Genomic DNA, 19,310 nt, shown 5'->3' with positions numbered 1-19,310 from the left:
CGTCCCGAAAAAAATCAGCTGTGGGCGAAGATGTCCGTCTCTTCCCAGCCGAGCAGGTCGAGCTTGGCGCGGGTCGGCAGGAAGGCGAAGCAGGCTTCCGCATGGGCACGGCGTCCGTCGCGGTCGAGCCGTGCCGACAGCTTGTCCATCAGCGCATGCAGATGCAGCACGTCCGAGGCCGCATATTCGAGCTGGGCCGGGGAGAGCGTTTCGGCCGCCCAGTCGGAGGATTGCTGCGCCTTCGAGATGTCGACCTCCAGCAGTTCCTTCAGATTGTCCTTCAGCCCGTGCCGGTCGGTATAGGTGCGCGACAGGCGCGAGGCGATCTTGGTGCAGAAGACCGGCGCCGTCGTCACGCCGAAGGTGTGAAACAGGACGGCGATGTCGAAGCGGCCGTAATGGAAGATCTTCAGCCGTGCCGGGTCCTCGAGAAGGGCGGTCAGGTTCGGCGCGCTCTTCTGGCCGGCAGCGATGCGAATCACATCCGCCGTTCCGTCGCCGGGCGAAAGCTGCACGACGCACAGCCGGTCGCGGCGCGGAACCAGTCCGAGCGTTTCCGTATCGATGGCGATCGCCCCCGTGTAACGGGCGGCATCCGCCGCGGAAATATCGCCTTCATGGTAGCGGATGGTGGTCATGCTGTTCTCCGGGTGTCTCGTTTTCAGGCTCCCGATATAGCCGAGTGCTCCGGCCAAGGAAACCATGGCGGCGAATGCCACTTGCCGCAGGCGCGGGGCGCGGCCTAAGCTCGGCGCGGCTGGCGGTCCTTCTGCCGCCGCCGCTCCTGCCCCGCCATCCAAGCGAGTCCCCCATGGAAAACGACATGCCCTCCTTCCGCGAATCCTGCCTCTCCGGCCGGGTCGAGATCGGCCTCTTCTCGAACATCGCCCATCCCGCCGCGGTGGAGGTGATGGCCCTCGGCAAACCGGATTTCATCTGCCTCGACGGAGAGCATTCGCAGATCGGCCGGGGCGCCCTGGAAAACCTCATCCGTGCCGGCGACGTGCATCGGGTGCCGGTGATGGTGCGCGTGCCCGGAAAGGCGCCGGAAGCGCTCGCAAGCGTGCTGGATGCGGGCGCGAGGGGCGTCATGGTGCCGATGGTCTCGACCGCCGCGGAAGCGGCGGCTGTGGTTTCGGCCTGCCGCTATCCGCCGCTCGGGCGGCGCGGCGTCGGTCCCGGCCGCGCTGCCGGCTACGGCTACCGCATTCCCGATTATCTCGGCGCGGCCAACCGGTCGGTGCTCGTCTCCATCCAGGTGGAGAATGCCGAGGGTCTCGCCAATATCGATGCGATTGCCGCCGTCGAGGGCATCGACGTGATCTTCATCGGCCCCGGCGATCTCGGCGTGTCGCTCTCGGCGCTGCCGGAAGCGGAGCGCCCGACGCTGGAGGCCGCAATCGACCGCATCGCTTCCGTCTGCCGCGAGAAGGGTCGCGTCTTCGGCATCTTCCGCCCCGGTCCCGAGAACATCGAACGCTATGTTTCGCTGGGGATGCGCTTCTTCATCATGGGAAGCGACGCCATGCTCCTTACCGCCGCGGTGGAGCGCGGAATGCTGATGGCCAGGGCCGCTCTTGCGGGCGGCGGCGCGGGCGAAGGGGCATCCGAACCGGTCCTTTAAACTTAAAACTTCCTGCTTGAAATCGGGCAGGATTTGCCGCACGATCTGGGCAAATGACAAGAGCGGGCAGCGGGGCTGCCTGCCGCAAGGGAATGGCGGATGACACAGGTATCGGCGCTCGAGCGCCTCCGGCTGACACCGGAACGCTTCGCATTTCAGGGCATCAGGGGACAGATCCGCGACCTCGTGACGGAGAATATCGCGCTGCTCGCCGTTCGCGCGCGCGAGATCGGCGACGTCATACCGCTGTGGTACGGCGAGGGCGACATGACCACGCCCGCCTTCATCCGCGATGCCGCCAAGGAGGCGCTCGACGAGGGATTGACCTTCTACGTGCCGAACATGCGCGGTCTCGACCGGCTGACGACGGCGCTTGCCGACTACCAGACCCGCATTCACGGCCGCCCCGTGCCGGCGGAGCGCACCACGGTGACGCCGGGCGGCATGCAGGCGCTGTTTCTGGCGGTGCAGCTCGTCGCCGATCCGGGTTCGAACGTGGTCTATGTCGGCCCGCAATGGCCGAACATCCACAGCGTCATCCATCTCTCCGCCGCCGAACCGCGGCCTGTGGCGCTCGGCTTCGACACGGACTGGCGGCTCGATCTCGACCGGCTGTTCGATGCCTGCGACGCGCGCACCCGGGCGATCTTCCTCTCCACCCCCTCCAATCCGACGGGCTGGACGGCAAGCCGCGAGGAGATGCAGGCGCTTCTGGACTTCAGCCGCAAGACCGGCATCTGGATCATCTCCGACGAGGTCTATGGCCGGCTCTATTTCGACGGCGATGTCGCGCCCTCCATCCTGCAGCTCGCAGAGGATGGCGACCGGGTGATGTCCGTCAACAGCTTCTCCAAGGCCTGGGCGATGACCGGCTGGCGCATCGGCTGGCTCACCCATCCCTCCTCGGTCGCGCCGCAGCTCGGCGCGATGACGCAATACATCAACAGCGGCACGCCCGCCGTGCTGCAGGCCGCCGCCGCGCGCGCCATCACCGATGGCGAGCCCCTGGTCCACGAGATCCGCACGCTCATCAAGACCGGTCTCGACATGACCTACGAGCGGCTGTCCTCCATTCCGGGGATCATCCTGCCCGAGAAGCCGAAGGGCGGCATGTATGCCTTCTTCGCCTTCGAGGGGGAGGACGATTCCCGCAATGCCTGCCGGCGCATCCTGGAGGAGGCGCGCGTCGGCCTGGCGCCGGGCTATCTCTTCGGGGATGCCTCGCGCGCCTTCCTGCGCATGTGCGTGTGCCGCGACAGCGGCGACATTGCCCGCGCACTCGACCGCATGGTGGGCGCGCTCGCCTGACGCGCGCCACGCCGAACCCCATGCCTGAACCGGCGGGCATCCATAACAATCGCCGGGGGAACACCTAGAAACCTGACAAACTGGGAGAGTGACATGTCCTATACCCGCCGTACCGTGATGGGCCTCTTCGCCGCGGTCAGCCTGTTCGCCATGCCGCATTTCGCGGCTGCCGAGGAAGGCAAGCTGCTGATCGGCTCCTATCCCTCCAACCCGCCCTTCGAGTTCAAGAACGAGAGCGGCACCTTCGAGGGCTTCGAGGCGGAAATCGCCGCCGAAGTGGCCAAGCGCCTCGGCCTGACGCCGGAATTCTCCGATCTCGGATTCCAGGCGCTCTTCGCCGCCACCAGCTCCAAGCGCATCGACGTGGCGATCTCCTCGATCACCATCACCAAGGAGCGTCTGGGCAGCCAGTCCTTCACCCAGCCCTATTACGATTCCGACATGGGCATCGCCACCAAGAAGGATGCGACGCTGGCGTCCGAAGCCGATCTCAAGGGCAAGACCGTCGGCGTGCTCTCCGGCTCGACCGGCGAGAAGTGGTCGAACGAGAACAAGGACAAGCTCGGCATCACCGAAGTGAAGGGCTACAACGCCCAGCAGGACATGCTGCTCGACCTCAATGCCGGCCGCATCGATGCCGCCGTCTCCGACGTGCCGGGCATGCAGTACGCCTTCCTCAAGATGACCGACCTCGCGGTGAAGTCGCGCATCAAGACCGGCGAACAATATGCGCTGATGATGACCAAGGACCATCCGCTGCTCGAGAAGGCCAATGCCGCCATCACCGAGATGAAGAAGGACGGCACCATGGCCGCCATTCACAAGAAGTGGTTCGGCACCGATGCGCCGGCCGACAGCTCCACGCTGACGGAACAGCCCATTCCGAAGCCCTGATTTCTTGACGGGACGAAAGCCGCGCCGGCTTTGCCGGCGCGGCCAACCGGCGCATGCATGAGACGGCCGTCGGGCCGGCCAGGCATGACCGACAAGCGTGGGGGCTTCATGTCGCTGATCGATACCTTCTTCAATGCCGGCGTGATGCAGGACGCGCTGCCTGCCCTGCTGCGCGGGCTTCTCAACACCTTCCTTCTGGCGCTTGCCGCAATCGGCATCGGGGTGCCGGGCGGGCTGCTCATCGCGCTGGTCCGGCTCTATGCGCCCCGGGTCTTCCGCCTGCTGGCCATCGGCTTCATCGACATCTTCCGCGCCGCACCGGTGCTGGTGGTGATGATCCTCATCTATTTCGCGCTACCCTTCGTCGGCATCAGCCTGTCCTCCTGGTCCTCGGCGATCCTCGCGCTGTCGATCGTGATGGCGGCCTATTCGGCGGAGGTCTTCCGCTCGGGCATCGAAAGCATTCCGAAGGGCCAGTTCGAGGCGGCGGCAGCGCTCGGCCTGCCGTTCCGGGTGGTGATGCACAAGATCGTGCTGCCGCAGGCCTTCCGGGTGGTCGTGGCGCCCACCACCAGCAACTGCGTCTCGATGTTCAAGGATACCTCGCTCGCCTCGACGGTGGCCCTGCCGGAGCTCCTGAAGGAGGCGAACAATGCGCAGGCGCTCTTTGCCAATCCCTCGCCGCTGATCGCCGCGGCTCTCATCTACATCGCCATTCTCTGGCCGATGGTGCGGCTCGTCGGCCTGCTCGAGCGGAAGTTCCGCAGTGAGAAGGGGCATTGAAAAAGGGCGGCCCGGAGCCGCCCTTTCTTCATTCGGTCACTTCCGGCCCCACAGCACCTTGAAGCGGGCATTGCGGCAGGTCTCGCCGCTCTCGCGCAGACCCTCCGCAAGGATCGGCTCGTAGGGCAGGCCGCGATTGGCCACCAGCATCAGCCGGCCACCGGGGCGCAGCGCCTTGATCGCGGCGCGGATCATCGCCTGGCCGAGGCCGGGTTCCGCCGCATGGCCTTCGTGGAAGGGCGGGTTCATGATCACCATGTCATAGCGTTCCTTGACCTCTTCGGCGGCAAGATCCTGCCAGAAGAAGCGGGCCTGCAGATCGGGCACGATGGCGGCGAGGTTCTCGCGCGCGGCCTCGAGCGCCGCGTGATCGGCCTCGAAGAGATCGATGCGGGCGGTGCGCGGCGATTTCTCCGCCAGCGCCACCGAGAGGAAACCCCAGCCTGCGCCGAAATCCGCGGCATTGCCGTCGAAATCGGCCGGCAGGCGCGAGGCCAGGAGTTCCGAACCCTCGTCGGGGCGCTCGTGGCTGAACATGCCGGGCGCGGTGCGGAAGCGGCCGGCAACGAGGCCTTGCGGGCGGGCAAGGCGCCCTGAGAGCGCGGCGGCGTCTTCGGGAACCGTGAACCAGCAGGCAACCCCGTGATATTTCGGCATGTGGTCGAAGGCGATGCCGAGCTGCGTCAGCAGCTTGCGCATCGGCTGGATGCCGTCTTCCTTCGAGCCCGCAAGAACGACGAGCCCACCGGGCTTCACGCGCGTCAGGAGCGTCGCCAGCCGGCTCTCGTTCTCGCCGCGATGCTTGTTGAGCAGCATCAGGCCGGCATCGAAGGGGCCTTCGGGAAGGGCGGGATGAACGTCGACGCGCTGCGCCTCGAGCCGGCGATAGAGCGGCCGGAAGCCCTGGACGGCCACGATGGCGGCCCCGAAGCCGTCCGGCACCGGATAACCGGCCTCTGCCCCCAGAAACAGCACCCGCTCGCCTTCTGCGGGCGGCTCGACGGTTCCGCTGGCAAAGGGATGGAAGAGGGTCTTCAGCGTCTCACGGGCCATGGTGGTCTCTCTCGTTCGCGGCAGGGGCGCCGATCGGCATCACTTCCCCACCCATGCGCAGATACGGAACGGGGCGCGGGAAAAACCCGCGCCCCCTGATTGTCGGCTCGGAAGGGCCGGTTATTCGGCGGCTTCGCCGTCTTCCTTGGCCTTCTTCTCGGCAACGATTTCCTTGCCGGTCGTCTGGTCGACGGCCTTCATGGACAGGCGCACCTTGCCGCGCTCGTCGAAGCCCATCAGCTTCACCCAGACCTTGTCGCCTTCCTTGACCACGTCGGTGGTCTTGGCGACTCGCTCGGAGGCGAGCTGCGAGATGTGGACGAGGCCGTCGCGGGCGCCGAAGAAGTTGACGAAGGCGCCGAAATCGGCGGTCTTCACCACGGTGCCTTCATAGATGGCGCCGACTTCCGGTTCTGCGACGATCGAGTGGATCCACTTGCGGGCAGCCTCGATCTCCTTGCCGGAGGAGGAGGCGATCTTGACGGTGCCGTCGTCCTCGATGTTGATCTTGGCGCCGGTCTTTTCCACGATCTCGCGGATGACCTTGCCGCCCGAACCGATGACTTCGCGGATCTTGTCGACCGGGATGTTCATCACTTCGATGCGCGGGGCGAATTCGCCGAGCTGGGCACGGCCCTCGGAGATGGCCTTGGCCATTTCGCCGAGGATGTGGTTGCGGCCGCCCTGGGCCTGGCCGAGCGCGACCTTCATGATCTCCTCGGTGATGCCGGCGATCTTGATGTCCATCTGCAGCGAGGTGATGCCGTCGGCGGTGCCGGCGACCTTGAAATCCATGTCGCCGAGGTGGTCTTCGTCACCCAGGATGTCGGAGAGAACCGCGAAACGGTCGCCTTCGAGGATCAGGCCCATGGCGATGCCGGCAACCGGCTTGGCCAGCGGAACGCCCGCATCCATCAGCGCCAGCGAGGTGCCGCAGACGGTGGCCATGGAGGACGAGCCGTTGGACTCGGTGATTTCGGACACGACGCGCAGCGTGTAGGGGAACTGCTCTGCCGAGGGCAGCATCGGGTGGATGGCGCGCCAGGCGAGCTTGCCATGGCCGATTTCGCGGCGGCCCGGCGAACCCATGCGACCCGTCTCCCCGACCGAATAGGGCGGGAAGTTGTAGTGCAGCATGAAGTTTTCCTTGTACATGCCGGTCAGGCTGTCGACATACTGCTCGTCCTCGCCGGTGCCGAGCGTGGCAACGACGATGGCCTGGGTTTCGCCGCGCGTGAACAGCGCCGAACCGTGGGTGCGCGGGAGAACGCCGACTTCGGCGACGATCGGACGGACGGTCTCGAGGTCGCGGCCGTCGATGCGGCTCTTGGTGTCGAGGATGTTCCAGCGGACGATCTTGGCCTGCAGGTGCTTGAAGACGGCGGCGACTTCCTCGGCCGAGTACTTGGCTTCGCCTTCCTCGGGGAGGAAGTGGGCCTTGACCTTGGCCTTCACGGCGTCGACGGCGGCGTAGCGGTCGGCCTTCTGGGTGATCTTGTAGGCGTCGCGCAGCTCGGCTTCGGCGATCGAGAGCATTTCTGCTTCGAGAGCGGAATGATCCTCGGGCGTGAAGTCGCGCGGTTCCTTGGCAGCCACTTCGGCGAGCTTGATGATCGCGTCGATGACCGGCTGGAAGCCGCGGTGACCGAACATGACGGCGCCGAGCATGATGTCCTCGGGCAGTTCCTTGGCTTCGGATTCCACCATCAGAACGGCATCGCTGGTGCCGGCGACGACGAGGTCGAGGCTCGATTCGTCCATCTCGTCGAGATGCGGGTTGAGCACGTATTCGCCATTGATGTAGCCGACGCGCGCGCCGCCGACCGGGCCCATGAAGGGCACGCCGGAGAGCGTCAGGGCAGCCGAGGTGGCGACCATGGAGAGGATGTCGGGGTTGTTCTCGAGGTCATGCTGGAGAACGGTGACGACCACCTGGGTGTCGTTCTTGTAGCCTTCCGGGAAGAGCGGGCGGATCGGGCGGTCGATCAGGCGCGAGACGAGCGTCTCGTTTTCGCTCGGACGTCCTTCGCGCTTGAAGTAGCCGCCGGGGATCTTGCCGGCTGCATAGGTCTTTTCCTGGTAGTTCACGGTGAGCGGGAAGAAATCCTGGCCCGGCTTCGGCGACTTGGCCGAAACGACGGTGGCGAGGACGACGGTCTCGCCGTAGGTGGCGACGACGGCGCCGTCGGCCTGACGGGCGATCTTGCCGGTTTCCAGCTTCAGCGGGCGGCCTGCCCACTCGATTTCCACGGTATGAACATCAAACATGTCTTGTCCTTCATGGCGACGGGGCATGACGGCCATCTGGGCCGGTCTCATGCACGCTCCGTCACCGGTCGTGAGGCGCATCACGGGCAAGACAACGGGAGGCTTCTTTCACCGGGACCGTGAAACGTCCCGCAAGCATCCGGCAATCCTGCCCCATGACAGGCCATCGGTTTATCCTGGCAGATCCGGCCCATCCGGCCTGCCATCTTCCGTGTTTCCGCTCCTGCCCCTCGTCGGGGGCCGCGGCGGACGGGCGGAAGGCATCGTTCGGGCCCTTGCGGGCCGGAAGAAAAACCGGCGGGTGCGGCATCGGCCACACCCGCCGGAAAGGTCTTAGCGGCGGATACCCAGCGAAGCGATCAGCTTCGAGTAACGGGCTTCGTCCTTCTTCTTGAGGTAGTCAAGAAGCGAACGGCGGCTGGAAACCAGCTTCAGCAGGCCACGGCGGGAATGGTTATCCTTCTTGTGGTCCTTGAAGTGGCCGGTCAGGTTGTTGATCCGCTCGGTCAGGATGGCCACCTGGACTTCCGGAGAACCGGTGTCGCCTTCGGCGGTTGCGTATTCCTTGATCAGCGCAGCCTTGCGCTCAGCAGTGATCGACATCGGATGATCCTTTCGGTTGAGAGGAATGAGGGCGCCAGAAGCCGGGATGTCGTCCAGCCTTGGCCGTGAAAAGCAGGGCATGCCGGGTGACGGCTCTGCCAAGCTGCCGCAGCCTATACGCCATTCGGCCGCGAAAGGAAAGGGGGCCCCGAACGGGGCGCCCGCGGTGCGGCAGATGCTCCGGCCTAGTTTCCGGCCATCGCCTGCCGGATCATGGCATTGTAGCCTGCCGGATCCTGCAGCATGGCGAAATGGCTGGCATCCTTGAGGATCACCAGCTTCGCGCCGGGAATGTCCTTCGCCATCTGTTCGGTGTGATCCTGCTTCACCGCCTCGTCGTGATCGCCGATCACGATCGTGACCGGCACGGTGATCTTGCCGAGCATGTCAGGCGTCCAGGCGGGCTGGCTCATCCACATGGCCGAGATCTGGTTGACGAAGGCGTCATATTCGTTCGGCGTCGGCGAGAGCGTCTTGTAGTACTCGCCGGCGCGGTTGATGTAGTCGGAGAAGGTCTTGTTCTCCATCACGTCGGCCTTCACCCCGTCCACGGTCACATTGGCCGCATGGGCAATCACCCGGGTGAGGTGGTCGGGGTTCTTCATCGCCATGTCGATGCCGATGATGCCGCCGTCCGACCAGCCGACCAGCGTGACCTTGCCGAGCTTCAGATGGTCGATCAGCGCCACGTAGTCGGAGGTCATCAGATCGTAGCCGAAGGGCTCGGTGGTGCGGGTGGAGCGCCCGTGGCCGCGGCTGTCGGCCACCACCACCAGGTGATCCTTCGCCAGATCCTCCACCTGATGCGCCCAGACATCGGAGAAGCCGAGGCCGCCATGGATCAGGAGCACCGGATCGCCCTTGCCATAGGTGGCGTAGAACATGCGTATTCCGTTGACGTCGGCATAGCCCGACCGGTCTGCCTTGGGCATGGGCGGGATATCCGGCAGGGTCTTCCACCGGTCATCGGCATGGGCGGCCGAAAAGAGGCCGAGGGTCACCACCAGTCCGGCAAGCAGGGATTTCAGCATCGTCCTTCTCCCTTTCGCGGCCTCTTCATGAGGCCGCCGGAAGGAAGGTAGCAAAAGCGCCTGGCTCAGGCAAAGACCCGGCGCGGGCGGAATTCCCCCTCGGCGATCTCGCCGATGGCGATCAGCTGGCCGCGCGCGGTCGCATAGGCTTCGGGTGCGGGAAGCGGGGCATCGCGGCCGCGCAGGATGATGGGATTGCCCATGCGCAGGCGTTGCGCCTGGTCTTCCGAGACGGCGAGATGCGGCAGATCGGACAGCGCCTCGCCCGTGTCGATGAGGAAGGCGTCGAGGGCGGCAAGCCGCTCCTCCTGGTTCTCGATCGCCTCGAGCTCCACGAGTGTCGCAAGCGGCACCATGCTCTTCTCGGCGAAGGGGGCGACGAAGGTGCGGCGAAGCCCGGAGATATAGCCGTAGCAGCCGAGATCGCGGCCCATGTCGCGGGCAAGCGACCGCACATAGGTGCCCTTGCCGCATTCCACCTCGAAATGGGCGGTGTTGGCATCCGGGCAGGCAAGCAGCGTCAGGCGGTGGATCGTCACCTCGCGGGCCGGGATCTCGATCACCTCGCCGTCGCGGGCGAGATCGTAGGCGCGGTTTCCGTCGATCTTGATGGCGGAGAACTGCGGCGGAACCTGCTGGATCGTGCCGGTATACCGGGGCAGGAGCGCCCGGATCGCCTCTTCCGGGGGGCGGATGTCCGCGGTGGCGACGGCGTCGCCCTCCATGTCGTCGGTGGCCCGCTCCTCGCCCCAGGTGACGGTGAATTCGTAGACCTTCCGTCCGTCCATGACATAGGGCACGGTCTTGGTGGCATCGCCGAGCGCGATCGGCAGCATGCCCGATGCGAGCGGATCGAGCGTGCCGGCATGGCCGGCCTTCTCGGCCTTGAACAGCCACTTGATCTTCGAGACGGCTTCCGTGGAGCCGAAATCATAGGGCTTGTCGAGAATCAGCCAGCCGGAAATCTTGCGGCCCTTGGGTTTGCGCGGTTTGGACATGAATGTTCCGTCGTGTGTCGTTCTGTCGGTGCGGACGGCCGCGGCCAGGCGCCGGGCGGTCCGCGTCGGTGGGCCTCTCAGGCCTCGTCGTCGTCCGTCTCCGGGTCGAGGTCGCGGGCGACCTCCGGCGAGCGGAGCAGGGCATCGATCTTCGAATAGTTGTCGAAGCTCGTATCGTCGCGGAAGCGCAGTTCCGGCATGTATTTCATCTGCCGGAGTTCGGGACCGATCCGGCCGCGGAGGAATTTCGCGTTCTTCGCCAGCGCCTTGATGACCACCTGGTGATCGGAGACGCCGAGCGGCGAGATATAGGCGGTGGCAATCTTGAGATCCGGCGACATGCGCACTTCGGAAATGGCGATCACCGTCTTTTCGATGATCGGATCCTGCACGTCGCCGCGCTGCAGCACCTTCGTCAGGGCCGCGCGCACCTGCTCGCCGACGCGCAGCATGCGCTGGGAGGGAGCGGAAGAGGTAGCTTTGGTCATGGTGTTCATCCTTGGGGGTAGGACCCAGATGTGTCGGTCATGCGCACGGTGCGCGGGCTGGAGCGGCATAGCGCCCATGATCGCCTGCGTCGGGAATATCCGGGATTACGGATATATTCCCCTCCCCCTTGTGGGGAGGGGCCAGGGGTGGGGGTCTGGCCATGAAGCGGTCCGGAACGGACACCGTTCAGTCGGACGAACGGCAGCGGCACCCCCACCCCTAACCCCTCCCCACAAGGGGGAGGGGGAACTCTGACATTCCCCGCTTACAGCGTGCGCGTCACATGCTCCACGCGGAAGCACTCGATGGTGTCGCCGGCGCGGATGTCTTCGTAGTTCTCGAAGGCCATGCCGCATTCCTGGCCGACCGGCACTTCGGAGACTTCGTCCTTGAAGCGCTTGAGCGTCTTGAGCTTGCCTTCGTGGATGACGACGTTGTCGCGCACGAGGCGGACGCCCGCACCGCGTTCGACCTTGCCTTCCACCACGCGGCAACCCGCGACCTTGCCCACCTTGGTGATGTTGAAGACCTCGAGGATCTCCGCATTGCCGAGGAAGGTCTCGCGGCGTTCCGGCGAGAGCAGGCCCGACATCGCTGCCTTCACGTCATCCACCAGATCGTAGATGATGTTGTAGTAGCGGATCTCGATGCCCTGGCGCTCGGCCTGGGAACGGGCCTGGGCGTTGGCACGGACGTTGAAGCCGATGATGGCCGCATTCGAGGCTTCGGCGAGCGAGATGTCCGATTCCGTCACGCCACCCACTGCGGAGTGAACGATGCGGGCACGGACCTCGTCGGTGCCGAGCTTGTCCAGCGCACCGGCAATGGCTTCGATCGAGCCCTGCACGTCGCCCTTGATCACCAGCGGGAATTCCTTCACGCCGGAGGTCTGCAGCTGGTTCATCATCTGCTCGAGCGAGCCGCGCGAGCCGGACTGGCGGGCCGCCGCCTTGTCGCGGGCAAGCCGCTGGCGGTATTCGGAGATTTCGCGGGCACGGCTTTCGTTCTCGACGACGGCGAACTTGTCGCCGGCCGCCGGGGTGCCGGAAAGGCCGAGCACTTCCACCGGAAGGGCGGGACCCGCTTCCTTCACATGCTGGCCCTTGTCGTTGACGAGCGCGCGCACGCGGCCCCACTGGTCGCCGGCCACGATGATCTGGCCGGGCTTCAGCGTGCCCTTCTGGACGAGGACGGTTGCCACCGCACCGCGGCCACGGTCGAGCTCGGCCTCGATGACCGTGCCTTCCGCCGTGCGGTTCGGATTGGCGCGCAGATCGAGGATTTCCGCCTGCAGCAGGATCGCCTCGAGCAGCTTGTCGAGGTTGATCCGGTTCTTGGCGGAGACTTCCACGTCGAGCACTTCACCGCCCATGGATTCCACGAAGACCTCGTGCTGGAGCAGCTCCGTCCGGACCTTCTGCGGGTTGGCCGTCGGCTTGTCGATCTTGTTGATCGCCACGATGATCGGAACACCGGCCGCCTTGGCGTGGTTGATGGATTCGATCGTCTGCGGCATCACGCTGTCATCGGCTGCCACGACCAGGACCGCAATGTCGGTCGCCTGGGCACCACGGGCACGCATCGCGGTAAAGGCGGCGTGGCCGGGGGTGTCGATGAAGGTGATCTTCTGGCCGTTCTGCTCGACCTGGTAGGCACCGATATGCTGGGTGATGCCACCGGCTTCGCCGGCCACCACATTGGCGTGGCGGATGGCGTCGAGCAGCGAGGTCTTGCCGTGGTCGACGTGACCCATGATCGTCACGACCGGCGGACGCGGCAGCATCTCGCCGTCCTCGTCATTGACGTTGAAGATGCCGAGCTCGATGTCGGATTCCGAGACGCGCTTGACCGTATGGCCGAATTCGCTCGCGATGAGTTCGGCCAGATCGGCGTCGATCACGTCGCCCGGCTTCATCATCTGACCTTCCTTCATCAGGAACTTGATGACGTCGACGGCGCGTTCGGACATGCGCTGCGACAGTTCCTGGATGGTGATGGTCTCGGGCAGGATCACCTCGCGGGAGATCTTCTCGCGGGTTTCCTGCATCTGGCTGCGGCGGAACTTCTCCTGGCGGCGGCGCATGGAGGCAAGCGAACGGCCGCGCGTCGCGCCTTCGTCGTCAAGGCCGGCGGCGGTAACCGTCAGCTTGCCGCGGCGGCGCTCGTCCTCGGTCTTGGCGCGGGCCGGCTTTGCCGGTTCCGGACGGGCGACCTTGCGTGCCGGGCCTGCGCCGGGACGGACCGACTTGCGGTCCTCGTCGTCCTCGACATCCACCTTGCGCACGCGGGCCTGAACGGCGGGCACGGGCTCGGGGGCCGGAGCGGCGGGCGCGGGACGGCCAGCCGGCGGACGACCGCCCTGCGGACGCGGATCGTTGAGACGGCGTACCGGGCCATCCATGCGGATCGCCGGCTGAACCGGTGCGACGGGCGCGGCAGGGGCTGCGGCTTCCGGCTGCGGATTGGCCTTCTCCGCGGCGGCGCGATCGGCTTCCTCGGCGGCACGGGCAGCGGCTTCCGCCTTCAGGCGTGCCTCTTCCTCGATGGCGCGGCGGGCTTCCTCCTCGCGGCGGCGGGCTTCTTCCTCGGCGCGGCGGCGGGCGTCCTCGGCATCGCGTGCCTGGGCTTCCATCAGGGCGCGGCGGCGCGCTTCCATCTCGCTGGACGAGAGATGGTTGAGCACCTGGCCGCCACCCGGACGCGGGCCGCGGTCACGATCCCGGTCGCGGTCGCGGTCGTGGCGCTGTTCGTAGGGACGCTGCGGCTGGCCCGGACGGCCGCCCGGCTGCTGCGGGCGCGGGGCCTGCGGCTGGGGAGCGGGCTGTTCGGCGCGCTGGACCGGTGCGGTTACCGGCTGGATCGGCTTGTCGTCCTCGGGACGGTGCGGGCGGCGCTTGCGTGTTTCCACGACGACAGCCTTGGTCCGACCCCGACCCATATCCTGGCGAACGGTGCCCTGGCTCATCCCCGTTGGCTTGAGGGTGAGAGTCTTCTTGCCCGTTACGCTGAGTGTCTTGTCGTCTTTGTTGTCGGTCATTCCGTTCCCGTTCCTTCGGACAGGGGCCGGATGATGACATCAGACCCCGTCGTTCAATACCTGTATTCCCGAAATCGCGTCCGGCATCGCCGGTGGCCGCGTCATTGTGTTTGCCGGCCAGCGCCACCCGGTGCCCGGGTGTGACCGCCCATGCGGTAACGTTCGAGCAGGTTTGCGCGCTTCACTACACCCTCACCCGCCTGCCCTGCAAGCGCTGCGGCATGGATAAAAGCATTCTGGCCCATCAGTTCCTCCATCTCCGCCCCGGTGAAGGGACGGTAGGAGGGTATTTCCGCCTCGGTTTCCATGCCGAGGTGCCAGGCCTTTCGGGCCTGGTCGATCTTGCGTATGCCGTCGGGCGCCGCGTCCAGCGAGTGGAACACCGCAAGCGCCGCACCGGAGCGGACGGCGGCATCCACCTTCATCGTGCCGGAGACGAACTGCCCGGCCTTTCGGCCGAGATTCATCATGCCGGCGAGCTGTTCCGACAGCAGGCGGTCCACCTGGTCGGCGAGATCCGCCGGAACCGTGACCTTCCGCTTCAGCGCCCTGGCAAAGAGGTTCTTCGCCATGGCGGTCTCGACGCGCGCGCGCTCTGCCCCGATCCAGCAGCCCCGGCCCGGAAGCTGGCGCTTCAGGTCGGGAACGATGGTGCCGTCGGGTGCGGCAACGAACCGGATCAGGTGATCCGGGTCCGTCTTCTCGCGGGTGACGATGCAGGTGCGTCCGTTCATGCCCTCGTCGGGATAATCGAACCCGTCCCCGTCGCCATCCGTTCCGGCTTCCGCCGCGCGTCCGTCGGGCGCAATCATGCGTCCTCGTCTTCGGCGTTCTCGGCAGCGACGGCCTCGGCCTGCGCAGCCATTTCCTCTTCGGTGATCCAGCCGGCGGCAAGGCGCGCCTGGAGGATCATGTTCTCGGCCTCGACGCGCGAGACGTCGAGCTTGGAGAACAGGCCCTCGAACTTCTTGGTCTCGCCGTCCTTGCGTTCGGTCCAGCCGACCAGGTCATCGGCAGCGCAGCCGGCGAAGTCCTCGATCGTCTTGATTCCGTCCTCGCCGAGCGCGACCATCATCTGCGCGGTCATGCCGTCGATCTTGCGCAGGTCGTCCGACACGCCGAGCTGCTTGCGCTTCTCGTCCATCTCGGCCTCGATGCGCTCCAGATATTCGCGGGCGCGGGTCTGGATCTCGTCGGCGGTCTCCTCGTCGAAGCCGTCGATGGAGGCGATTTCCGAGAGGTCCACATAGGCAAGTTCCTCGACGGCGGCGAAGCCTTCGGAGGCGAGCACCTGGCCGACCATCTCGTCCACGTCGAGCGCGTCCATGAAGAGGTTGGTGCGCTCGTTGAATTCCTTCTGGCGGCGCTCGGATTCTTCCTGCTCCGTCATGATGTCGATGTCCCAGCCGGTCAGCTGCGAGGCCAGGCGCACGTTCTGGCCGCGGCGGCCGATGGCGAGCGAAAGCTGCTCGTCGGGAACCACCACCTCGATGCGTTCGGCATCCTCGTCGAGAACCACCTTGGCGACTTCGGCGGGCTGGAGCGCGTTGACCACGAAGGTCGCGGGGTCCTGGCTCCACGGAATGATGTCGATCTTCTCGCCCTGCAGTTCGCCGACGACCGCCTGAACGCGGCTGCCGCGCATGCCGACGCAGGCGCCGACCGGATCGATCGAACTGTCGTTCGAGATCACGGCGATCTTGGCGCGCGAGCCCGGATCGCGGGCAACGGACTTGATCTGGATGATGCCGTCGTAGATTTCCGGCACTTCCATGGTGAAGAGCTTGACCATGAACTGCGGATGGGTGCGCGACAGGAAGATCTGCGGGCCGCGCTGCTCGCGGCGCACGTCGTAGACATAGGCGCGCACGCGGTCGCCGTAGCGCATGGTTTCGCGCGGAATCATCTCGTCGCGGCGGATGATGCCTTCGCCACGGCCGAGATCGACGATCACGTTGCCGTATTCGACGCGCTTCACCGTGCCGTTGACGATCTCGCCGACGCGATCCTTGAACTCGTCATACTGGCGGTCGCGCTCGGCTTCGCGCACCTTCTGCACGATGACCTGCTTGGCCGACTGGGCGGCGATGCGGCCGAAATCCATCGGCGGCAGCGGGTCGGCGATGAAATCGCCGATCTGGGCGTCGGGGTTGCGGTCGCGGGCGAGCGCCAGCGGGATCTGGGTGGAATAGTCCTCGGCGTGATCGACGACCTCGAGCAGGCGCTGGAGGCGGATTTCGCCGGTCTTGGAGTTGATGTCGGCGCGGATGTTCGACTCGCTGCCGTAACGCGAGCGGGCTGCCTTCTGAATGGCATCGGCCATTGCGGCAAGCACGATCTCGCGGTCGATGACCTTTTCGCGCGCCACTGCATCTGCGATCTGCAGAAGTTCAAGCCGGTTCGCACTGACTGCCATGTCTCAAGTCTCCGTCTGTTGCTGTCGGGGGCCGCCGCTTCTGTCCCGGGCGGGCCGCGCTCATTCAATTCGGGGTGTCTTCGCCTTCGTCTGCGTCTTCTTCGTTCTGGTTGGCGGCGGCGGCACGGGCCGCCTTGTCCGCCTTCAGCGCGTCGCGGATGAGGTCATCCGTCAGGATCAGCTTGCCATCGGCCAGCGTCGAGAAGGGGATCGTCACCGTGGGTTCCTCGCCATAGGCGATCTGGTCCCGCTCCAGCGTGAAGCCTTCGTCCGTCACCTCGACGATCTTGCCGCGGAAGCGCTTGCGGTTCTCCACCAGGATGGAGGTTTCCACCTTTACCAGGTGACCCTGCCAGCGGCGGAAATCCGAGATGCGCACCATCGGGCGGTCGATGCCGGGCGACGACACTTCCAGATGATACGCCTTGTCGAGCGGATCTTCCACATCCAGAACAGGAGAAATTGCCGTCGACACCGCCTCGCAGTCCTCGACGGTCATGGTGCCGTCGTTCCGCTCGCACATGATCTGCAGCGTCAGGCCGTTCTGGTTGAGAAGGCGAACCCGCACGAGGCGGTAGCCCATGCCGACCAGAACCGGCTCGACGATCTCCGCGAGACGCTGGTCGATGCCGGTCTCGATGATCAGGCGGGGTTCGGGGGCAGTCTGTTCGCTCATGGATTCGTCGATCTTCCGTTTGCTCCGCCGGGCATCCTCCCGGCGCGGCCTGATCGCGCTAACAAAAAAGAGCGGGTCCTCGCGGGCCCACTCTTCATCAGGACGATCAAGAATTTGAACCCGATATAAACCTCTTTGCCCTGAATTGCAAGGAGGACGAGCGAAGGGGCTCAGCGGATCGCCTTCTTCAGCGCCGGTTCGGGGAAGCAAGTGGGGGCCATGCCGTTCTTTTCCTGCCACTCGCCGATCGAGCGCCGCGTCTTGTAGCCCGCGAGCCCGTCCGCCTTGCCGACATCGTAGCCCCGCTTCACCAGCCGGTCCTGCATGGCCTTCACGTCCGAGCGCAGCATGCCGCCGACATTGCCGAAGGGGGCCTGGAAGGCGCCCGATCCGTAGGCGATGCGATCCGCCAGATTGCCGATGAAGAGGGCGTATAGATCGGAATTGTTGTATTCCTTGATCACGTAGAAGTTCGGCGAGACGATGAATTCCGGCCCGTGCGTGCCGGCCGGCACAAGCATCATCGCCTCCTTGCCGGCCTCGCCCGCGGGAAAGGCCTTGCCCGAGATGCGGGTGATGCCCATCGCTTCCCAGTCCTTCAGCGCCTTTGCCCGGTCCGGCCCCTCCTGCGCGCAGGACACGCCCTGCGGAATGGAGACTTCGTAGCCCCAGGCCCGCCCGCCCTGCCAGCCCTTATCCACCAGGAAGCGGGCCATGGAGGCGAGGCTGTCGGGCACGGAGGTCCAGATGTTGCGGTGGCCGTCGCCGTCGAAGTCCACCGCATATTTCAGATAGCTCGTCGGCATGAACTGCGGCTGGCCGAGCGCGCCGGCGGACGAGCCGCGCAGCTGGTCGGGCGTCGCGTCGCCGCTTTCGACGATGTGCAGCGCGGCGATGAGCTCGCGGCGGAAGAGCTCCTTGCGGGTGGACATGAAGGCGCGGGTGGCGAGCACGTCGAGCGCCGGGCTCGGCAGCTTCGCCGCGCCATAGCCGGTCTCGCGCCCCCAGATGGCAAGCAGGATGGAGCCGGGAACCCCGTATGTCTTCTCGATCTGGCGCAGCGTGCGGGCGTGGGTCGAGGCAAGCGCCCGCCCCTTGGCCGCCAGCGGCTGGAGCCGCTTCTCTGCAAAATAGGGCGCGGGGGAGGAAAACTCCGCCTGCGTCTGCGGCACCTCCTTCGGCGGGCGGCTTCCCGGAGGCACGAGCTCCGACAGCGTCCAGTCGAGCTTCACCCTCGCCATGGCCTTCTCGAAGGTCTGGCGCTCGATGCCGTTTGCCTTTGCCTCCGGCCAGAGCTCCTCCTCGATCCAGCCGCGGAACTGCCGCTCCACCGCCGCTTTGTCAACCGCGCCTGCGGAAACGGTCGGGGCGAGCGCGACGGCAAGGGCGAGGAGAAGGGGTCTGATGCGGTTCATGGAGTTCTCCCGGGATGGTTTTCGCGGCGGCTTTCCCTCCCCACGAGGGGGAGGGGGACTGTTCTGATCGTCAAAACGCCGTCCGGGCCCGAAGCGCCGCGGAAAGCGTTCCCTCATCCAGATAGTCGAGCTCGCCGCCGACAGGCACGCCATGGGCGAGACGGGTGATCTTGACCTCGAAGCCCGAGAGCTGGTCGGTGATGTAATGGGCGGTGGTCTGGCCCTCGACGGTGGCGTTGACGGCGATGATCACCTCGCGGACCCTGCCTTCCGCCACCCGCGAGACGAGGCCCTTCACGTTGAGGTCGTCGGGGCCGACACCGTCGAGCGGCGAGAGCGTGCCGCCGAGCACGTGATAGGCGGCGTTCATCGCGCCCGCGCGTTCCAGCGCCCAGAGATCCGAGACATCCTCCACGACGATGATGACGCCATGGTCGCGGCGCTCGTCGGTGCAGATGGCGCAGGGGTCGGCGGTATCGATGTTGCCGCAGCAGGAGCAGATCCGCACCTTGTCATAGGCCTCGCCCATGGCCTTGCCGAGGGGACCGAGAAGCTGGTCCTTCTTCTTGACGAGATGCAGGGCCGCCCGCCGCGCGGAACGGGGACCGAGCCCCGGCACCTTGGCCAGGAGCTGGATCAGTTTTTCGATTTCGGGACCGGTAATTCGCTTTGCCATCAGGCGCTTTTATCCCATCTATCCGATTCGAGGGAATCA

At 65.9% G+C, this 19,310-nt stretch carries 17 protein-coding genes; 4 read left to right on the top strand and 13 right to left on the bottom strand.

The window, feature by feature from the left end:
- Nucleotides 1–14: 14 nt before the first annotated feature.
- A complete protein-coding gene (locus GGR23_RS15195; protein ID WP_183367154.1) occupies nucleotides 15–638 on the bottom strand; it encodes a ribonuclease D in 624 nt (207 codons plus the stop codon).
- A 173-nt stretch (nucleotides 639–811) separates the two neighbouring features.
- On the opposite strand from GGR23_RS15195, the gene GGR23_RS15190 reads away from it, so the two are divergent.
- The 4 genes from GGR23_RS15190 to GGR23_RS15175 all read left to right on the top strand — a co-directional run bounded on the left by GGR23_RS15190 (nucleotide 812) and on the right by GGR23_RS15175 (nucleotide 4,609).
- The gene (locus GGR23_RS15190; protein WP_246365554.1) at nucleotides 812–1,624 is read left to right on the top strand and encodes an HpcH/HpaI aldolase family protein; all 813 of its coding nucleotides are present in this window, start codon (nucleotides 812–814) and stop codon (nucleotides 1,622–1,624) included.
- A gap of 99 nt (nucleotides 1,625–1,723) precedes the next feature.
- On the top strand, nucleotides 1,724–2,932 hold the full coding sequence (locus GGR23_RS15185) for a pyridoxal phosphate-dependent aminotransferase (protein WP_183367153.1): 1,209 nt from the start codon (nucleotides 1,724–1,726) through the stop codon (nucleotides 2,930–2,932).
- A gap of 93 nt (nucleotides 2,933–3,025) precedes the next feature.
- Nucleotides 3,026–3,826, top strand: coding sequence for an ABC transporter substrate-binding protein (locus tag GGR23_RS15180; RefSeq protein ID WP_183367152.1), 801 nt, complete (start codon nucleotides 3,026–3,028; stop codon nucleotides 3,824–3,826).
- Nucleotides 3,827–3,934: 108 nt separating this feature from the next.
- Nucleotides 3,935–4,609, top strand: coding sequence for an amino acid ABC transporter permease (locus tag GGR23_RS15175; RefSeq protein WP_183367259.1), 675 nt, complete (start codon nucleotides 3,935–3,937; stop codon nucleotides 4,607–4,609).
- Between the two features lie 36 nt (nucleotides 4,610–4,645).
- Here the strand turns inward: GGR23_RS15175 and GGR23_RS15170 are convergent, their stop codons facing one another.
- The 12 genes from GGR23_RS15170 to recR form a co-directional block, all read right to left on the bottom strand.
- The gene (locus GGR23_RS15170; RefSeq protein WP_183367151.1) at nucleotides 4,646–5,662 is read right to left on the bottom strand and encodes a class I SAM-dependent methyltransferase; all 1,017 of its coding nucleotides are present in this window, start codon (nucleotides 5,660–5,662) and stop codon (nucleotides 4,646–4,648) included.
- A gap of 120 nt (nucleotides 5,663–5,782) precedes the next feature.
- Nucleotides 5,783–7,930 (bottom strand): polyribonucleotide nucleotidyltransferase, encoded by a 2,148-nt coding sequence (gene pnp / locus GGR23_RS15165; RefSeq protein ID WP_183367150.1) that lies wholly within the window; start codon nucleotides 7,928–7,930, stop codon nucleotides 5,783–5,785.
- Between the two features lie 333 nt (nucleotides 7,931–8,263).
- Nucleotides 8,264–8,533: a 30S ribosomal protein S15 gene (gene rpsO / locus GGR23_RS15160; protein WP_183367149.1), complete on the bottom strand. Its 270-nt coding sequence runs from the start codon at nucleotides 8,531–8,533 to the stop codon at nucleotides 8,264–8,266.
- Nucleotides 8,534–8,718: 185 nt separating this feature from the next.
- Nucleotides 8,719–9,564: an alpha/beta fold hydrolase gene (locus tag GGR23_RS15155; RefSeq protein WP_183367148.1), complete on the bottom strand. Its 846-nt coding sequence runs from the start codon at nucleotides 9,562–9,564 to the stop codon at nucleotides 8,719–8,721.
- A gap of 65 nt (nucleotides 9,565–9,629) precedes the next feature.
- Nucleotides 9,630–10,562 carry a tRNA pseudouridine(55) synthase TruB gene (gene truB, locus GGR23_RS15150; RefSeq protein ID WP_183367147.1) on the bottom strand — a complete coding sequence of 311 codons (933 nt, stop codon included), beginning with the start codon at nucleotides 10,560–10,562 and terminating at the stop codon, nucleotides 9,630–9,632.
- A gap of 77 nt (nucleotides 10,563–10,639) precedes the next feature.
- Complete coding sequence (gene rbfA, locus GGR23_RS15145; protein ID WP_183367146.1) at nucleotides 10,640–11,050, bottom strand: 30S ribosome-binding factor RbfA; 411 nt, start codon at nucleotides 11,048–11,050, stop codon at nucleotides 10,640–10,642.
- A 266-nt stretch (nucleotides 11,051–11,316) separates the two neighbouring features.
- Nucleotides 11,317–14,088: a translation initiation factor IF-2 gene (infB, locus tag GGR23_RS15140; protein WP_183367145.1), complete on the bottom strand. Its 2,772-nt coding sequence runs from the start codon at nucleotides 14,086–14,088 to the stop codon at nucleotides 11,317–11,319.
- Between the two features lie 101 nt (nucleotides 14,089–14,189).
- Nucleotides 14,190–14,822: an RNA-binding protein gene (locus tag GGR23_RS15135; protein WP_183367258.1), complete on the bottom strand. Its 633-nt coding sequence runs from the start codon at nucleotides 14,820–14,822 to the stop codon at nucleotides 14,190–14,192.
- Nucleotides 14,823–14,896: 74 nt separating this feature from the next.
- Nucleotides 14,897–16,504: a transcription termination factor NusA gene (nusA, locus tag GGR23_RS15130; RefSeq protein ID WP_183367144.1), complete on the bottom strand. Its 1,608-nt coding sequence runs from the start codon at nucleotides 16,502–16,504 to the stop codon at nucleotides 14,897–14,899.
- Nucleotides 16,505–16,568: 64 nt separating this feature from the next.
- On the bottom strand, nucleotides 16,569–17,180 hold the full coding sequence (rimP, locus tag GGR23_RS15125) for a ribosome maturation factor RimP (RefSeq protein ID WP_183367143.1): 612 nt from the start codon (nucleotides 17,178–17,180) through the stop codon (nucleotides 16,569–16,571).
- 170 nt (nucleotides 17,181–17,350) lie between these two features.
- The gene (locus GGR23_RS15120) at nucleotides 17,351–18,595 is read right to left on the bottom strand and encodes a lytic murein transglycosylase (protein WP_183367142.1); all 1,245 of its coding nucleotides are present in this window, start codon (nucleotides 18,593–18,595) and stop codon (nucleotides 17,351–17,353) included.
- A gap of 70 nt (nucleotides 18,596–18,665) precedes the next feature.
- Nucleotides 18,666–19,271 carry a recombination mediator RecR gene (gene recR / locus GGR23_RS15115; protein WP_183367141.1) on the bottom strand — a complete coding sequence of 202 codons (606 nt, stop codon included), beginning with the start codon at nucleotides 19,269–19,271 and terminating at the stop codon, nucleotides 18,666–18,668.
- Between the last annotated feature and the right edge of the window lie 39 nt (nucleotides 19,272–19,310).

Origin of the sequence: Gellertiella hungarica (assembly GCF_014197145.1) — a bacterium.
In the GTDB taxonomy this organism is placed as follows: Bacteria; Pseudomonadota; Alphaproteobacteria; order Rhizobiales; family Rhizobiaceae; genus Gellertiella; species Gellertiella hungarica.
This window is presented reverse-complemented; position numbering and strand designations above follow the sequence as displayed.

Bases quoted from the DNA above. Each gene is read 5' to 3' on its own strand.
- GGR23_RS15195 (WP_183367154.1), bottom strand. From the start codon at position 638: ATGACCACCATCCGCTACCATGAAGGCGATATTTCCGCGGCGGATGCC.
- GGR23_RS15190 (WP_246365554.1), top strand. From the start codon at position 812: ATGGAAAACGACATGCCCTCCTTCCGCGAATCCTGCCTCTCCGGCCGG.
- GGR23_RS15185 (WP_183367153.1), top strand. From the start codon at position 1,724: ATGACACAGGTATCGGCGCTCGAGCGCCTCCGGCTGACACCGGAACGC.
- GGR23_RS15180 (WP_183367152.1), top strand. From the start codon at position 3,026: ATGTCCTATACCCGCCGTACCGTGATGGGCCTCTTCGCCGCGGTCAGC.
- GGR23_RS15175 (WP_183367259.1), top strand. From the start codon at position 3,935: ATGTCGCTGATCGATACCTTCTTCAATGCCGGCGTGATGCAGGACGCG.
- GGR23_RS15170 (WP_183367151.1), bottom strand. From the start codon at position 5,662: ATGGCCCGTGAGACGCTGAAGACCCTCTTCCATCCCTTTGCCAGCGGA.
- pnp (WP_183367150.1), bottom strand. From the start codon at position 7,930: ATGTTTGATGTTCATACCGTGGAAATCGAGTGGGCAGGCCGCCCGCTG.
- rpsO (WP_183367149.1), bottom strand. From the start codon at position 8,533: ATGTCGATCACTGCTGAGCGCAAGGCTGCGCTGATCAAGGAATACGCA.
- GGR23_RS15155 (WP_183367148.1), bottom strand. From the start codon at position 9,564: ATGCTGAAATCCCTGCTTGCCGGACTGGTGGTGACCCTCGGCCTCTTT.
- truB (WP_183367147.1), bottom strand. From the start codon at position 10,562: ATGTCCAAACCGCGCAAACCCAAGGGCCGCAAGATTTCCGGCTGGCTG.
- rbfA (WP_183367146.1), bottom strand. From the start codon at position 11,050: ATGACCAAAGCTACCTCTTCCGCTCCCTCCCAGCGCATGCTGCGCGTC.
- infB (WP_183367145.1), bottom strand. From the start codon at position 14,088: ATGACCGACAACAAAGACGACAAGACACTCAGCGTAACGGGCAAGAAG.
- GGR23_RS15135 (WP_183367258.1), bottom strand. From the start codon at position 14,822: ATGAACGGACGCACCTGCATCGTCACCCGCGAGAAGACGGACCCGGAT.
- nusA (WP_183367144.1), bottom strand. From the start codon at position 16,504: ATGGCAGTCAGTGCGAACCGGCTTGAACTTCTGCAGATCGCAGATGCA.
- rimP (WP_183367143.1), bottom strand. From the start codon at position 17,180: ATGAGCGAACAGACTGCCCCCGAACCCCGCCTGATCATCGAGACCGGC.
- GGR23_RS15120 (WP_183367142.1), bottom strand. From the start codon at position 18,595: ATGAACCGCATCAGACCCCTTCTCCTCGCCCTTGCCGTCGCGCTCGCC.
- recR (WP_183367141.1), bottom strand. From the start codon at position 19,271: ATGGCAAAGCGAATTACCGGTCCCGAAATCGAAAAACTGATCCAGCTC.